The organism is Sabulicella rubraurantiaca, assembly GCF_017355885.1.
Lineage (GTDB): Bacteria > Pseudomonadota > Alphaproteobacteria > Acetobacterales > Acetobacteraceae > Roseococcus > Roseococcus rubraurantiacus.
In genome coordinates, this window is record NZ_JAFEUU010000032.1 from 1 (window position 1) to 15,583 (window position 15,583).

General features: G+C 65.6%; 16 protein-coding genes and 1 pseudogene. 16 read left to right on the top strand and 1 reads right to left on the bottom strand.

Annotation, left to right across the window (positions count from 1 at the left end):
- The 13 genes and pseudogenes from JTJ31_RS23490 to JTJ31_RS23550 form a co-directional block, all read left to right on the top strand.
- Positions 1-106: pseudogene (locus JTJ31_RS23490) on the top strand (IS5/IS1182 family transposase); the annotation flags it as partial.
- Positions 107-420: 314 nt separating this feature from the next.
- Positions 421-1,635, top strand: coding sequence for an ABC transporter substrate-binding protein (locus JTJ31_RS23495; RefSeq protein ID WP_207541173.1), 1,215 nt, complete (start codon positions 421-423; stop codon positions 1,633-1,635).
- The gene (locus JTJ31_RS23500; protein WP_328805810.1) at positions 1,632-2,546 is read left to right on the top strand and encodes an NAD(P)-dependent oxidoreductase; all 915 of its coding nucleotides are present in this window, start codon (positions 1,632-1,634) and stop codon (positions 2,544-2,546) included. The genes JTJ31_RS23495 and JTJ31_RS23500 overlap by 4 nt, the downstream gene beginning before the upstream one ends.
- A gap of 606 nt (positions 2,547-3,152) precedes the next feature.
- Positions 3,153-4,502 (top strand): tyrosine-type recombinase/integrase, encoded by a 1,350-nt coding sequence (locus tag JTJ31_RS23505; RefSeq protein ID WP_207541175.1) that lies wholly within the window; start codon positions 3,153-3,155, stop codon positions 4,500-4,502.
- A gap of 266 nt (positions 4,503-4,768) precedes the next feature.
- On the top strand, positions 4,769-5,554 hold the full coding sequence (locus tag JTJ31_RS23510; protein ID WP_207541176.1) for a hypothetical protein: 786 nt from the start codon (positions 4,769-4,771) through the stop codon (positions 5,552-5,554).
- 156 nt (positions 5,555-5,710) lie between these two features.
- The gene (locus tag JTJ31_RS23515; RefSeq protein WP_207541177.1) at positions 5,711-6,352 is read left to right on the top strand and encodes a hypothetical protein; all 642 of its coding nucleotides are present in this window, start codon (positions 5,711-5,713) and stop codon (positions 6,350-6,352) included.
- 72 nt (positions 6,353-6,424) lie between these two features.
- Positions 6,425-6,676, top strand: coding sequence for a DNA-binding protein (locus JTJ31_RS23520; protein ID WP_207541178.1), 252 nt, complete (start codon positions 6,425-6,427; stop codon positions 6,674-6,676).
- A 229-nt stretch (positions 6,677-6,905) separates the two neighbouring features.
- Positions 6,906-7,133 carry a hypothetical protein gene (locus JTJ31_RS23525; protein WP_207541179.1) on the top strand — a complete coding sequence of 76 codons (228 nt, stop codon included), beginning with the start codon at positions 6,906-6,908 and terminating at the stop codon, positions 7,131-7,133.
- Entirely contained in the window at positions 7,130-8,002 is an 873-nt protein-coding gene (locus JTJ31_RS23530; protein ID WP_207541180.1) for a DUF7146 domain-containing protein, read from the top strand. Before JTJ31_RS23525 ends, JTJ31_RS23530 begins: the two co-directional genes overlap by 4 nt.
- Entirely contained in the window at positions 7,995-9,464 is a 1,470-nt protein-coding gene (locus tag JTJ31_RS23535; protein ID WP_207541181.1) for a YfjI family protein, read from the top strand. The genes JTJ31_RS23530 and JTJ31_RS23535 overlap by 8 nt, the downstream gene beginning before the upstream one ends.
- Positions 9,461-9,820: a hypothetical protein gene (locus tag JTJ31_RS23540; RefSeq protein ID WP_207541182.1), complete on the top strand. Its 360-nt coding sequence runs from the start codon at positions 9,461-9,463 to the stop codon at positions 9,818-9,820. Before JTJ31_RS23535 ends, JTJ31_RS23540 begins: the two co-directional genes overlap by 4 nt.
- Complete coding sequence (locus JTJ31_RS23545; RefSeq protein ID WP_207541183.1) at positions 9,817-10,227, top strand: hypothetical protein; 411 nt, start codon at positions 9,817-9,819, stop codon at positions 10,225-10,227. The genes JTJ31_RS23540 and JTJ31_RS23545 overlap by 4 nt, the downstream gene beginning before the upstream one ends.
- Complete coding sequence (locus JTJ31_RS23550; protein WP_207541184.1) at positions 10,224-10,553, top strand: hypothetical protein; 330 nt, start codon at positions 10,224-10,226, stop codon at positions 10,551-10,553. Before JTJ31_RS23545 ends, JTJ31_RS23550 begins: the two co-directional genes overlap by 4 nt.
- Before the next feature lie 158 nt (positions 10,554-10,711).
- On the opposite strand, the gene JTJ31_RS23555 is transcribed toward JTJ31_RS23550, so the two are convergent.
- Positions 10,712-11,527 (bottom strand): PEP-CTERM sorting domain-containing protein, encoded by an 816-nt coding sequence (locus tag JTJ31_RS23555; RefSeq protein WP_207541185.1) that lies wholly within the window; start codon positions 11,525-11,527, stop codon positions 10,712-10,714.
- A 1,021-nt stretch (positions 11,528-12,548) separates the two neighbouring features.
- Between JTJ31_RS23555 and JTJ31_RS23560 the strand changes: the two genes are divergently transcribed.
- The 3 genes from JTJ31_RS23560 (at position 12,549) to JTJ31_RS23570 (ending at position 15,508) form a co-directional block, all read left to right on the top strand.
- The gene (locus tag JTJ31_RS23560; RefSeq protein ID WP_207541186.1) at positions 12,549-13,028 is read left to right on the top strand and encodes a hypothetical protein; all 480 of its coding nucleotides are present in this window, start codon (positions 12,549-12,551) and stop codon (positions 13,026-13,028) included.
- Positions 13,029-14,201: 1,173 nt separating this feature from the next.
- Positions 14,202-14,708, top strand: a complete 507-nt coding sequence (locus tag JTJ31_RS23565; protein ID WP_207541187.1) for a PEP-CTERM sorting domain-containing protein — start codon at positions 14,202-14,204, stop codon at positions 14,706-14,708.
- A gap of 113 nt (positions 14,709-14,821) precedes the next feature.
- On the top strand, positions 14,822-15,508 hold the full coding sequence (locus JTJ31_RS23570; protein ID WP_207541188.1) for a hypothetical protein: 687 nt from the start codon (positions 14,822-14,824) through the stop codon (positions 15,506-15,508).
- Positions 15,509-15,583 lie beyond the last annotated feature (75 nt).

A 15,583-nucleotide genomic window follows, 5' to 3' on the forward strand; every position in this document is an offset into this window, starting at 1 on the left:
ATGCCGTCGCCTTGCCAAGGACTGGGAGAACCTCAGCCGTACCGCGCTCGCCTTCCTACGCCTCGCATCCATTCGGCTTATGATGCGAAGGCTCTGCCAACCTTGAAAATGTTCGCGGACAGACTCTGAGAAATCGCGCTACGGTAGGCCAGCCCAGAGTAAAGGCCAACGTCTCGGGGCCTAGACTGCACGCCACAGAACGACGGGATAGCAGAGCGCTACAAGAGTTGCGTTGGGAGCGAGGTGCAGTTCATCGCGATCCACTTTCGCCACCTCCGGCGGCGGAGTGGAAGCCTGATGTGCGCAAATGCCCCAAACGGATCACCTCGCCAGGATTGACCACAGTTGTCAGCTCTGGGACCGTGTTCAGGCCAAAAGGTGCGCAGCCTGCAGAGCGCTCCAGGGCAAGGAGGAAACAGCATGTCCATCCGTTCCGGCGCGGTCGCGCTGCTCGTGGCGCTCGGCCTCATGTCCGCTGCTACCGCACAGCAAGTTTCTGACGACATTGTTCGCGTTGGCGTGCTGACTGACATGACGGGGCCTTACGCAGATTTTGCCGGACCTGGCTCCGTCGCTGCAGCGCGGCTGGCGATCGAGGATCATGGTGGCCGTGCCCTTGGCCGACCGGTGGAGGTGGTCTTTGCCGACCACCTAAACCGCCCAGACGTTGGCGCCGCGACGGCCCGCCGCTGGATCGACACCGAACGCGTCGACATGATCATTGACATGCCAAACTCGGCGGTCGCGTTGGCGGTGCAGCAGGTCGGGCGGGAACGCAACCGCATCATTATCAATACCTCTGCTGCCTCCACCGAACTGACAGGCCGGCAGTGCTCACCCGTCGGCTTCCACTGGGTGTCGGACAGCTATGCTCTGTCCTCTGGCACCACGCGAGCGGTGCTGCAGCAAGGAGCACGGTCCTGGTTCTACCTCACGGTGGATTATGAAGGGGGCTATGCACTGGAACGCGCCTCGGAAGCCACGGTGCGTCCGGAGGGTGGCACGGTGGTCGGACGGGTGCGGCACCCGCTCAACGCCCGCGACTTCTCCTCCTTCTTGCTGCAGGCCCAGGCATCCCGCGCACAGGTGGTGGCGCTCGCCAATGCGGGAACCGACACCATCAACTCCATCAAGCAGGCCGGCGAGTTTGGCCTGACGCGTCGCGGTCAGCGGCTTGTGGGCATGTTCGTGAACATCACGGACATTCGCGCACTCGGCCTCGAAACCTCGCAGGGAGTGGTGGCCACCGAGGCTTGGTACTGGGACCAGAATGACGAAACCCGCGCCTTTGCCCACCGCTTCGCGGAACGCCACCGGGGCGCCATGCCGACCCAATATCAGGCTGGCGTCTATTCGGCCGTGCGCCATTACCTGCGTGCCATCGAGGCCGCCGGGACGGATGAGGCCCAAGCGGTGGCGGCGCGGATGCGGGAGCTGCCAGTGAATGACATGTTCACCCGGAATGGGCGTGTGCGGGAGGATGGGCGCCATGTGCATGATATGTATCTGGTAGAGGCCAAGCGTCCCGAGGACTCGCGCGGCGACTGGGATCTGTATCGCGTCCTCGCCACCATTCCGGCCGAGCAGGCTTTCCGGCCTTTGGCGGAGGGCGGCTGCCCGCTGGTGCGCCCGTGACCACGAATGTCCTGACCGTCGGCTTTGTCGGCCTTGGCGCGATGGGTGGGCCGATGGTCGAGCGATTGATCGCTGCGGGTCATCGCCTATTGGTGCATGACGTCAGTCCGGCAGCGCTGGCGCAGGCGGTGGCTCTGGGAGCCACCGCCATGCCCTCCCCGGCCGCGGTGGCTGACGCTGCACCGATTGTTTTTGTCAGCCTGCCGACACCGGATGTGGTGAAGCAGGTTGCTCTTGGCGCCGGTGGGCTCGTCGAAGGTTCGGCGATGCGCATCTATGCCGACCTTTCGACCACCGGCGCACGCGTGGCATCCGAGGTGGCAGCAGGACTTTCCGCTAAGGGCGTTGCGGTCCTCGACGCCCCCGTCTCAGGCGGGGTGGCTGGCGCAAAGGCGGGGACGCTCTCGGTCATGGCTTCGGGTGACCGCACGGCCTTTGAGCGGGTGCGCGGCCTACTTGAGACGATGGGCCGGGGCACCATTCATGTAGGCGAGGAGGTGGGCCAGGGGCAGACTCTAAAGCTCGTCAACAACTTGATCGCCGCGACAGTCTGGGCGGCAACGGCCGAAGCGATGGTGATGGGGGCCAAGGCCGGGCTTGACCCAGCGGTCATGCACGCCGTGGTCTCGAGAAGCAGCGGCCGGTCTTTTTCCACCGAGGTCTTCATGCCGAAGGCTGTGCTGGAGCGGAGCTTCGATTTCGGCTTCCGGCTGGAACTGATGCGCAAGGACGTGCGCCTAGCATTGGCCGAGGCTGAGGCGCTTGGCACCACCATGTTGACTTGCACCACCGCCAAGCAACTTTACGACCACGCCCACGTGCATGGCGGAGAGGGTCAGGACGTCACTGCCTTGATCCGGCTGCTCGAGGCCTGGGGAGGGGCTGAGGTTTCTGCGAAGCGGCAGAACTGAAGCAATTATGATCGTGACCACATTTATCAGCTGAACGCTTTAGAACGGGTTTCGGCAGGGTGCTCCTCCCGCGCCCGTTGACAACCGTCCGACATCCGCTTCGGGGCACTAGCACGCACCTGTGTGCCAAAAAGACGGCCCGAGAAGGGCTGTGAACGGCCCCCCGCTGCTCGTGACTCCAGACCATCCGGCGATGTCTGCCAGTGCCGCCAGCACCGCCTGACACCGGCTTTCCTTCGGACCAAACCAACCCGAATTTAGAACAAAAAAAGAAACATCCTGCACGTTTACTGCACGGATATCCTCAAGATCCCGCGAACTTGCGCAGGCCTAAACGAGCCTGCGCGAACTTCGCGACGGCCAGACACGCTTGATTTTGAAGGGATTCATGGTGGGCGCGACAGGGATTGAACCTGTGACCCCTACCGTGTCAAGGCAAGACCATACCTTTTCGGGGCTTTGATAGGGTTTGCACAGGCCCCACAAATCCTAGGTTTTCTACCGCTTTCGGCCTGCCCGCCATTGCTCCTTCTTGTTCGGGCTTGATTGATCCTGCTACCTATCTGCTACCTAAGGGCGCCTAGGTAGCAGACGGAGGCCAGGTCGATGGCAGCAAAGCGCGGACGGATCGGTTTGCGTGAGGTCCGCGCCCTGGGTCCGGGCGAGGACATGTGGGACGCCGGCCCCGGCGCCGTGACGGGCTTCGGCATCCGCCGCCAGCGGTCTGAGGCAGTAGCCTACGTTCTGATCTTCCGCACTGCAGAGGGACGTTCCCGGCGCTACACCATCGGCCGGCATGGCGCACCCTGGACCCCTGACGCTGCGCGGGACGAAGCCCGGCGCATTCTCGCGGTAGTGACGGGAGGCGGCGACCCAGCGACCGCCAAGAAAGAAATGCGCGAGGCGCCCACCGTGGCGGAACTATGCCAGGACTATCTGGCAGCGGCGGAGGCGGGACGCCTCACAACGCGACGCAGCGGCACGAAGAAGGCCAGTACCCTCGCCGCCGACCGCAGCCGCATCGAGAGCCATGTCCTGCCGCTCTTGGGACCGCGAAAGGTCCGCAGCGTCACCACTGCCGATATCGAAGCCTTCATGCATGATGTGGCGGACGGCAAGACGCACCGCCGCGAGCACCTTGGCCGGGCACGAGCCGTGCGCGTGGTCCGGGGCAACATGGGCGCAGCGTCGCGAACCGTGGGCATGCTCGGTGCCATCTTCGCCTTTGCCGTGAAGAAGGGCATGCGGCCGGACAACCCGGCGCGCGGTGTGCTGCGCCCTGCCGATGGCAAGCGCGACCGGCGGCTAACGGCAGAGGAGTATGCGGCCCTCGCAAGGGGGCTGGAGAAGGCGTTGCGGCCGGCTGCCGAGGGCGAGAAGCCCCGCCGCGCCATGTGGCCTCACGCCGTAGCCGCGATCCGCTTTCTCGCCTTGACGGGCTGGCGCAGCGGCGAGGCGCTGACGCTGCGCTGGCGCGAGGTGGACCTGCCACGCCGCACCGCGCGCCTAGGAGACACCAAGACTGGCGCCAGCATGCGCGCCCTGCCCCACGCCGCATGCGCCGTTCTGGAGGTGCAGCGGGCCACCACGGGCGGTGATCCGGCTGGGCTGGTGTTCCCCCCCGCCCGCGGCGGCGAGGACAGCACCATGACTGGCTTCAAGCGCGCGATGGCAAAGGCAGTGGAGCTGGCAGAGCTGCCCAAGGACGTGACGGCACATGTTCTGCGCCATTCCTTCGCTAGCGTGGCGGCAGACCTGGACCTGTCAGAGATCGCCATTGCGGCCTTGATCGGCCACCGTGGACGTAGCGTCACCAGCCGCTACGTACATTCAGCCGATGCGGTGCTGCTGGCGGCAGCGGACAAGGTAGCAGGCGAGGTGGCACGCCAGATGGGCGCGCCAGGAGCAGAGGTGACCGACCTTGCAAGCGTGCGGGACTATCGGGCGCGGGTGTGAAGGCCTCAAGCTCGAACGTATATGCGCGCCTAGCAATCCGCATTTGCCGGCATTCTCATTGACTTTCCACACGGAATGCTCGGCTGACCTCTCCCTCTCCCTCTCCCTCTCCCTCAGCCGAAGCCAGTGATGTCGGGAGCTTTTACGTTCGGAAGTCCAACAATTAAGACCATCGCTTTAGAAACAAGACATTGCCATGGCAGCGCATTTCTTGCTGTCCTTGTTTCATGAAACGAAATGTTGGGAGGGGCAAAAAAATGCGAGGCTTGGTTGAACGCTTCTGCGCTGCAGCAGCGATGTTGGCAGGAGCCACACTCCTTACAGTATCGACGCCCAGCGCTGCAGCGCCAACGGCGCCGAACGCCACGGTGCCTTACTATCAAGTCGTGATGAATGGCTACTACGACGTCGTCGATGACGTCGATCCGAGCATTCGTCAGACCCGCCAAATTCAGCTGGTCTACGACATCACCCGCGAGGCGTATCACAGCGGATATGAATTCAAGCTACTTATCCAAGGAGCGAGTGGCCCTGGAGAGGTTTACAACGGTTGCCCCCATTATGGCCTCTTCTGGTGCCATGAAAAGGTCGACGGTTTGATGGATTTGCGCATTTACACTGAGCCAAGCGGAGGTTGGTTCGGAAGTGTAAATCCCCCGCAAGCTGGCTATATTGCTCCTGTACTAGCTTTTGATTTGGAGAGCTTTCGGACTACCTACCCCCTCGAAAATTTTGGCGGCTTCCACATCAAGGCCGACAAGAATTCGAGGCCGGAGGGCTGGGTTCATTACCACGAGCCGACGACTGATGTGTACGCGCGGTTTGACTTCAGCACGAACGGCATGATGAGTGGCTACCGCAGCGCAGTCTTCCCAGGTCAGGGCGAGAGTGATGTTTCGTTCACTTGTGGTCCGAACTTTGGAAATTGCGACTTCGTCGGCACCGTCTCCAGGGCACGGGTCGTAGCGCCGGTACCTGCTCCAGGCGGCGTCGCTTTGTTGGTCCTAGGCGCCGCGATGCTGGCAGGCATTCGTCTACGGAGGCAAGGGTAGGCGCGAGGCAGGGCCGTGAAGGCTGCTAATCCTGCTAAAGCTGCGAACCGGCTAATGGTGTAGCCTCAATCGCGGCGGGGCAGGGCTGGCTAGCCTGCGTGGTCCGCATCGCGCGGCCCTGTCGCTTCATATGCGGATGACGCCAGCGGAGGCGTAATGAAGCCGAGACGTCCTACCGGCACCGAATGGGCTGACTTTCGTGCGAAGATGCAGGAGGCGGCACAGCAGTTTGCAGAGGATGATATCGGCCGTGCCGGTGACACCTCTGGTGCCGTGGCCGCTCTGGAGGCCGTGCAGGACATGATGCAAGCATGTGGCTTTCCAACCGAGCATTGGAATGTACTGCACCGCTTGGTGGTGGCGTTATCCGACCTGAAGGAAGGCCGCGAGGTAGCGCCAATTTTGCGGCCAGCACCGCGCAAGGGGCGCGGCCCGAGAGGCGTTGGCACTGACGTCCTAGTCCAGCGTGGCACTATCGCGGCTTTGCTTCATGAATGCCTTGAGCGGAAAGCTTTCGCGAGCCGAGAAGAGGCTGCTCGGTGGGTGGCGCGAAAAGCCGCGAATGTGCCCAGCCTACACGACCAGCGAGGAACGCCCTGGCGCATTGTTGCGCGCTGGCGCGAAGACGCAATGGCTGGGAACGCGGAAGAAGATCATGATAGCGCTGTGTTCCACGCCACGAAGCATAGCTTAGCCGCAGAAAGGGATCTGCCGCTTGAGGCTGTGGCGAAGGCGATTTTGCGTTCCGCTACTCATGCGGGCGGGCCGGTGAAGCCTGCCTTTCTGGAAGAAGACTAATTTTTCGGGACGGAGATCACTGAAGACCAAAGCACCGCAACGCGGGACTTACCCCCGCAATGGAGGTGCTGAGTGTCCGTTATTCCCGACCATCCCGACACGCTGCTGACGCGCGACGCCTGTGCTGCGGCGCTCACTGCTGCCGGCTACCCGACCGCATCCGCTACGCTGGCGACCAAGGCCACGCGCGGCGGTGGCCCGCCTTTCCACCGCTTCGGTCCCCGGGCGCTCTATAACTGGGGTGCCGCCCTCGCGTGGGCAAAGGCCAAGCTGACGCCCGCCCGGCGCAGCACCTCTGAAGCCGACGCTGCGAGGGCCGCCTGACATGGACGCTGTCCTTCGCATCGCTGCTGAGCTGATCGGCGCCTCAATCGTGGGGCTGGCGCTTGCCGCCGGCCTCGCCTTCCTGATCCACCACCACTGAGAAGCCCCCCGGCTGGAGACCGGAGGGCTTGGTGTACGCGTCGATGCTAGTCTGGCGGCAACCGACACATAGCGCGCAATCGGCACCAATCCAAGGTTTTCCGGCCGCTGGGGCATCGGAGAGATGCCCATGGCGACCACGCCAACCCGCTTCCGCAAGCACCCTGCGCCGCCCGTCCGGGCACCGCTGGCGCCGTCCCGTCAACAAGCACGGCTGGTGCTGTTGCCCGGCCTCGAAACCGCCTCCGGCGCGCCTGTGATGGCGCTGGCCACCGGCAACCCACGCAGCCCAGTGGTGCGCGCCCTGATCGGCTTCGGCGCCCTGGTGGCGGCCAGTGCGGCGCGAGGTGGCGCATGAGGGCCGCCCGCGACATCGCCGCGCGTCTCGCCCTTCACCGGCGTCCCGCCGGCCGGGGCTGGGCAGGCAATTGCCCCGTCTGCGGCTATGCCAACGCCTTCTCGCTGCAAGAGCGCGAGGGCCGTGCCGTCTGGTGGTGCGCGTCCTGCGGCGAGCACGAGCGCGACCGGCTGACCCAAGCCGTGCTGGGACGGGAGACGCGCCCGGCCCGGCATCATAGCACCGCGGCACCTCCCAGCGCCGACGTGGACGCCCGCACGGCCGCCGCACAGCGCCTGTGGAATGCCGGCAATCGTCCGGCCAAAGGCTGCGTCGTGGCCTGCTACCTGGCGGGCCGCGGCCTGCCGCAGCCCGATGGCGACGCGCTGCGCGTGTTGCTGGATGCCAAGCACCCGGTAGGCGGGGTGCATCCGTGCATGCTGGCTCGGGTGACGGACGCCACCGGCCGCGGCCAGGCCATCCACCGCACCTTCCTCGCGCCCGGCGGCGCGGGAAAGGCCGCGCTGGACCCAGCTCGCATGACGCTGGGGCCGGTCGGCGGCGGCGTGGTGCGGCTGTGCCGCTGGGCGCCAGGGCTGCCGCTCGTGGTCGGTGAGGGCATCGAGACGAGCCTTGCCGCCGGGCTGATCCTGGGCGCGCCCGCCTGGGCGGCACTGAGTGCGGGCAATCTCCCACGCGTGCCGCTCCCACCGGGACTGACGCATCTCCTGATCGCCGCCGATGCCGATAAGGCTGGGCAGCGCCATGCCTGGATGGCCGCGGACCGCTTCGCCGCCGAGGGGCTGCGGGTGGAGGTGCTCACCCCCGACCGCGACGACTTCAACGACCTCTTACAGCGCCAGCAGGCGCGGGACGGCAACCATGGCTGACGGCTACTCGCGCGAGACGGCGCACACGCCCGAGAAGCGCCCGCTCTTTCGGACCCTGCCACCCGCCCTGCCGTTCCCGGTGGGGGCGCTGGGGCCACTGCGCAATGCAGCAGAGGGCGTGCATCTGCTGACGCAGGCGCCCATGGCCCTGTGTGCGCAATCCGTGCTGGGCGCCGCCGCGCTGGCGGTGCAGGCGCATCACGACGTGATCCTGCCCGGTGGCGGTCGGAAGCCGCTGACGCAAATCTTCGTCTCCATCGCGGAAAGCGGCGAGCGCAAGTCCAGCGTGGACCGCGCCGCCCTGCACGCGGTCCATGTGGTGGAGGCCCGATGGGCGGAGGCGCATGGGCAGGACTTCGCGAACTGGAAGGCGGAGCACGCTGCCTGGAAGAAGCACAAGGAGCACCTCGAAACCACGCACAAGGCAAAGCGCGCGGAACTTGCGACTGCGCTGCGGACCATGGGCGCCGAGCCGAAGCCGCCGCCCCATCCGATGCTGCTGGTGGCCGATCCCAGCCCCGAGGCGCTCGTGATGCACTTGGCGGATGCGCGGCCCTGGGCCGGCGTGTTCACGGCCGAGGGAGGCATCCTCGTCGGCGGCAACGCCTTCAACGAGGAAACCCGGATGCGAACCGGCGCGCTGCTGAACACGCTCTGGGACGGCGAAGCCATCCGTCGCCTGCGGGTGCTGACCGGCAAGGCGTTCCTGCCCGGCCGGCGGTGCAGCGCGCACGTGATGGTGCAGCCGGTGGTGGCCGACGGGGTGCTGGGCGATGACATGCTGGATGGGCTGGGGCTGCTGGCGCGCATGCTGCTGGTGGCGCCGGACAGCACCGCCGGCACGCGCCTGTTCCGCGACCGCACCGCGGAGGCAGAAGCGCTGCTCGTGCCTTACAACGCACGCTTGACGGAACTGCTGGAACGGCAGCCACGGGTAAAAGCGGAGGCGGATGCGGTGCTGGACCCATTTCCGCTGGAATGTGATGCGGACGCTGCAGCCCTGTGGATACGCTTCCACGACTTCGCGGAAACCTCCATCCGGGAGGGCGGCGTGTGGCGGCCGATCCGGGCCTGGGGCGCGAAGGCGGCCGAGCACGCGGGACGGTTGGCGGCGGTGCTGGCCGCCTACGCCGGCGAGCCGCTTGTCTCGGGCGAGGCCATGGCGAACGGCGTGACGCTGGCTCAGCACTATGCGGCCGAGATGTTGCGCCTCAGGGGCGGTGCGGCCGTGACGCCGGAACTGCGCGAAGCGAAGCGGCTGCTCGATTGGTGGCAGGCGCGACGCGATCCCCGCGCGCACTTATCCGAGATCTACCAGCGCGGTCCGGGAAGCCTGCGGACGGCCCAGAAAGCGCGGGCAGCATGCGAGGTGCTGGTGGAGCATGGCTGGCTGCGGGAGCTGAAGCCCGGCGCGGTGCTGGATGACGCGCCCCGCAAGGCGGCGTGGGAGCTGGTGCCATGACGGCCGGCTTTGACGCCCACGCCGCGCTGGCGCGAATCCGCGCACAACGGGCGGAGGCTGCGACGGCAGCACCGCCGGTTAGCAGCCTTCGCAGGATTAGCAGCGAGGCGGAGGCGTTTCCTGCATCCGCGGCTGCCCCGTCTCCCTGGCCAGAAGGGGTGGACTTTGCCCTCACGCGCGATGCGTGCCGCTTGTCGGGCTACATCGCCGCGGGCTGTGCATGGCGCTGGTGCCGGTCCGGTGGTCTCGAATTGACCAAGCCCGACGGCCTGCTTTGGTACCTACCGCTGGAGATGGTCGCGCGGCTGCGTGCCGAACGGCTGCTGCCCGAGGCGGTGGAGGCGGACGGACCATGAGCACTGCCGTGATACCCGCCCGCGTGGCGAAGCTGTTGCCCCTGCTGGGCAGTGACAAGCCCGGCGAGGTGACAGCAACCGTCGCCGCCATCGGCCGCACCCTAACCGCTGCAGGGCTCGACTGGCACGCTCTGGCCTCTGTGGTGGAACGCCACACTGCCCTGCCGGTGCGCCCCGGCACAGCATCGGCAGCCGCCTTCTCCTTCGCCGCGATGCCGCCCCGCGGCGCCCGCAAGGCGCTGGCGCTGCTGGCCTCGCGTCCCGGCCTAACCCGGCACCAGGTGGCGGCCATCGAAGCCATCAAAGCGCGGCTGCTGGGCGCGAAGGTTCATGTTCGCATCAACCACGCCGATGCCGCGTGGCTGGATGCCCTTTGGCAGCGCGCGTTCGGAGACATGACGCCATGAGCGCGCCGACACGACATCTTCAAACCGGCGAGGAAGCCGCCCGGAAACCACGCGCGCCTGTGCGCGCGCGCGCGACGGACGTGGATGGCCCGGCCGTCGTGGGTGTGCGGCTGGGGCCACAAGACCGCAGGACGCCTCTGGTGCTGGTGGACGTGCGCCTGGGGCCGGCCGTGGTGACCTTTGGCTTTGCAAGGCTGCGGCGCGGCCGGTGGGAGGTGCGGTGCCCTGCCGATGCCAACGGTGCTGCGGCGGTGCGCCTGCCGTCGCGAATGCAAGCGCGCGTGGTGGAGATGGTGCGCGAGGCAGCAGAGAGCACTCATCGGTAATCAGGGGCTACGGCCGCGATGAAGTGTGGCGCTGGGCGCTTGTGCCTGAGGGCACGTGCGCGCCTGCGCCTTGGAAGGCCGTAATGCTTCGACTGACATAAAACGCTCCGGCCCATCCGGGACCGGAGCGCTGCCTATTGCGTACTGACGAAGATGTGTCAGGCGGTCTTGCGGCGCATGATGCCGAGACCCAGCAGGCCGACGCCAAGCAGTGCGAGGCCGGCTGGAGCCGGAACAGGCGTGGGGCCTGGATCCACCCGGCCGGTGAAGGCGAAGGCGTTGCCCCAGATGGTCTTGTTGTCTCCGCCGTCGATCCAGCCGTTCTGCATGAAATTCGTGTCGGCGAAAAAGAAGGCCCGTCCCGTCACGTCCAGGGTGACGATGATCGGCTTGCCGTCTGCGCCATTCCACACCGCGGTCGCACCCGCCGGAAGAGGCGTGTTGAACGCGCCTGTCGCCGCCGGCTGATAGGAGGTGGCCGTCCCAAACGGCCCCGACACGATCGGGCTGGACGGGGCCGCCGCCGCCGCCTGCGGAGCCCGATCGCCCCCAGCACCGGTCAGGCCGAAGGAATTGGCAATCTCCTCCCAATTCGGCCCTGACAGGGAGGAACGCTCAGTCCCAACCGCCACGAGACCGCCGCCAGCATCCACGTAGTCCCTGATCGTCTCGACCTGCGCGTCCGTGAAGCTGTTGTTCGTCATCCCGACATACAGGATGTCGATGCCCACCAGGCTCGCCGCGCTGAAATTGGCCGTCGAGACGCTGGTGATCGTCGCCCCCTCTCCGGTGAGGATCGAACGCGCCTGGCTCATGTTGAGGGCGTCCAGGCTGCTCTCAACGACGTTCGAGATGTTCAGGATGCTGACGCCGCTCAGCAGAGCGGCCTGTGCGCGCTCTGCTGCCGCACTAAGGAAGCCGGCGCACAGCACAGCCGCGGCCGTGAGCTTGAAGGCCCTTGTAGAAAATTGCATGTCTCTCCTCCGTTTTCGCAGGCCATTGTCCGGAATGACCTGTCCCACCGCTGAACCAGCAGCAGGCCTGACAAGAGGTGCAAGGTTCGTGCCATCAAATTTAAGCACGCCATATCAAAGCCTTACGATAGTAGAAATGTAAAAAAACGTGGATGTGTAACGATTTTCGACATGCATGATCTGTGTACAGTGATGTTCGCGCTCGCACGTGCCTTTGGGTTTGACCTGCTGCAGCGCAGACGGCGAGGGGTTCGCGGATCTTATCATGCAACAGCGCTGCGGCGGTGCGCCCGCCACCACGTATGCGGGCGTGGTGGGGGATAGTGCGCGAGGCAGCGTAGCGTATCGGACGGTGACGCTCGCCCGAGCGTGGTGAAGCGGCGACACTCTTGGCATCCACGGCAGGGCTCAGGCATTCCCCCTACGGATGGGGTGCGGTGATGATGAAAGAGGATAGGTGGGCCAGGGCCGAGCGACATGTCCACGAGGCCGAGAAGCGCGTGGCACGCCAGCGCGCCCTGATCGAAGAGTTGGACCTGGACAACCTGCCTCATGCCGCTTGGGCAGCCTGAGTGACGTTCAAAGCGCTCCTGAGGCCTCAAGAGGCCATGCGCGAGAACCTGAGCGTCAGACTCCAGCGACACGGCCCCAAGCCCTGAAACGATGAAGCCTTTGCCATGGCGGAGGGGGCTTTGGTGGCTGAGGCGCTGGCTTATATACGCCGCGCTGGGCCAGTGCCCAGCACCGCTGCTGGAAGCAGGAAGCTGCCGATAGGCCGGTCGTTCACGACGACCGGTCCGCTGGCCGGGGAGTTATCCGTCCGATTGAAACCAGCAGCGCGCCACCCATGCCAGCCCCTGACGATATCGCTGCCAAGTTGGCCGCCGTTCGCGCTTTACTGGGGCGAGTGAATGCGCGCATTGCCGCGAGCGAGCGTCTTCTGGCCAAGAGCGAGCATCGGCTAGTGCAATCAGGTTACTGCCTGGCCGGGCATGCTCGGGTGGAGGAAGGGAGTGAGCCCGTGTCGGAACACAACCGAGGAACAGGTCTAAAGCACAACGACCGTGAAGCCCTCCGGCAAGAAGCCGAGACACGACGCGAGGCCGCGGAGCACCTGCGCGAGGAAGCCTCTCGCCAGCAGGCGATGGCTGAGGCAGGCCGTGCCGCCGGGGAGGACGAGCGGCAATTGCGCGAGCAGGGGCGCCAGGCCCGGGAGGATGTGCGCGAACTGGCAGAAGACGCCCGCGCCGCTGCGGAGGAGACGCGAGCGGCTGCCGTGGAGGTTCGGGCCGTCCGCGAAGAGGTGCGTCAGGCGCGCGAGGAAGGGCGGCGCCTGGCCGAGGAAATCCGGCGACTGGCCGAGGAGATCCGCGCCGACGTCGAGAAGTTAAGGGCTGAGGCCGAAGCCGAGCGCGCCGCGGCTGACGAGCAGCGCGGCATTCCAGAAGAGATGCGCCGCACCATGCAGGAGGGTAGCCCCCGCAAGATGGATGGCGATTGAGCGTCGGCCCCGGATCGCGCTTGGCGCCACTCCCTGCCGAGCCAGAAAGCGGCTTGCGCACAGGCACACCTTGTTCGCCTCCTGTCCCTCCTCCTAGCCTTTGGCCATGCCTGCCCGTCGCCATCGCCGCCTTCTCTCTCCCATGACCTCGGAGGAGGCGCTGCGCGATGCCGAGACGTGCCGTCGCGCAATGATCCGGGTGCTGACCGAGGCTCCGGTTGGTGGGGCGGAGTATCGAGCAGCGGAGACGGTAATCGCCGCTCTCCACGGGTTTGCAGAGGCAATGAGCGGGTGGCGGGATCTTTGGCACCTGCCATCGCACTCAACATCCTGAGAGGCAGGAGCCCAGTGTGCCCCGGACAGGGGCTCGTTCCTTCAGGCGGCCTTCCCGGCGCGCGGGGGGGGGGGGCAAAAAAGGCCACAGGCTTTTGGGGACGGCACCGCTTGGGGCGTCACGCGCAGATTTCGGACCCTTTTTTGATTGTTTGGAACAATCAAAGCGCGCCGCGAGAGGTGATGGCCGGTCGACGGGCGCAGCGAGCAGCAATGCCTTTCCGGCTCGCATGTCCGGTCATCGTCTGGTTCGTTGCCGTGAGGACGACCTCTGAAGCCGTTTAAGTCTTTGATTTGGATGGCGGGCGCACTTGGGCTCAAACCTAGGACCCGCTGATTAAGAGCCTACGGGGATTTCCCATAAGTCATTGATTTCCCTTCTGCCTGTTCCGACGCCGCGAATCAGCGGGTCTTGGATGCCTTGCTCTTCCCTCGTCCTGCGGCATTCTCGGCTGCATAGAGTTTAATGCCGCGATAGAACCTCTTTGACCGTCGCGGGAGTAGCTTCCTGCTTTGCGTCTGAACCGGGGTCTCAGACCGCTTTGCAGTGGCTGGCAGCAAATCCTGAGCGACACTAACGCGCCTGCACGGAATGCGCGCCAGCTCGAAAAATGCAACCCCTGATTGCGCGCTTTGGTGTGCCGGGCAGTCGACATCCTTTACAGTCGCGGGATTGATACGTAAGGCAAAAATTTAAGCGTTTGAAAATGCCAGCGATTATTCCTCGGCATATTTATTGCATGGACTAAAGCGGAGGAAATCCGTCCTCCGCTTTGGTTGCATCCGAGGAGTGAAAAAATGCGGAAGTTTCTTCTAGCAACATTCGCGCTAGCAGGTGCCATGCTGGCTGCCTCCGGCGCGCAGGCTGCGCTGCTCATCGCCACTATTCCGGGCAATGACTGCTCGGGCGTGTTTGGTACCGGTGCGAGCTGCACCACTTCGGGGACCTACAACGGCACGACCCTGAACGAGACCCCGCTCATCGTGAAGCTCAACCCGAACGGCACGGTGGACCAGCTCGGCCTGTTCCCCACCATCGACGGGTCCGAGTTCACGATCACCCTCGGTGCGCAAGGCATCGTCACCTATACGTACACGCCGGGCGTGGGGGACCCCCTGCTCCAGTACGTGGTGGCGAAGGGCGGCCCGAACTTCAACATCTTCTCGGTCGCCGGCTCGGGCACGGACACCGTCAACACGCCCGTCAACCCGAACAACGGACGGTTCTTCGGCGTGTCGCACATCAGCTTCTACGACACCGCGGTCCCGGTGCCCGCTCCCGCAGGCCTCGCCCTGCTCGGCGCCGGCCTGCTCGGCCTCGGCCTCCTGCGCCGCAAGGCCGCCTGACCGTCTCGACGAGAGCGCGGCGGGTGAAAACCGCCACGCGACCTCAAGAGGCATTGTCCCAGTTCCATCAAGGTTCGGAACAACGAACCACACTTAATCTGTGGAGAAACAAGATGAGGAAGTTGGCTCTGTTGGCGACGACGGCCGCCTTTGTCGGCCTGAGCGCCCTGGCCCAAGCGGCCCCCACGACGATCATCACCTTTGCCCAGAATGGGGCTGGCAACACCATCACCGCCAACTCCATTGGCGGCCTCACGACGACGCTCACCGGGACGGATGTCGCGATCACGATCTCGGGCTATGCGGGCGCCACCCCCACCCCCATCAGCGCCTACCTGAACCTGAGCGCGGCCAGCACGGGCAATGCGGTCTCGGTTTTCGGGACCGACATCCTTCAGCCCTTCGCCGGCAGCTTCACCATCACCTCGGGCTTGGGCGGCACGGGCACCAACTACCTGTCGGGCAGCTTCGCCGACATCGCCCTGGCCGGTTCGCGCCTGGGAGGGCCCGATGGGGGCTTCCAGGCCAGCCTGGTGGCGACCGATCCGCCGGGTTCCGTGAGCTTCACCTCCGGCGTGATCCCCGCGTCGCAGCTGGGTGACCCGTCCTCCTTTGGTTTGACCTTCACGGCGCTGTCTCAGGCGCTCAGCATCTGTGGCTCGACGATCTGCCACTTCACGGCGAGCGTCAGCGGCAATGCGAGCGCCTCCGAGGTGGCCGTGCCGGCGCCGGCGGGTCTGGCCTTCCTCGGCATCGGCCTGCTCGGCCTTGCCGTGGCCCGTCGCAAGGTCGCGGCCTGAAAGCGCAAGCCGCATTTTCTGGCGGCACGAAGCAGGGCGGCCCTGGCTCTCACGAGCCAGGGCCGCTTCCACAAA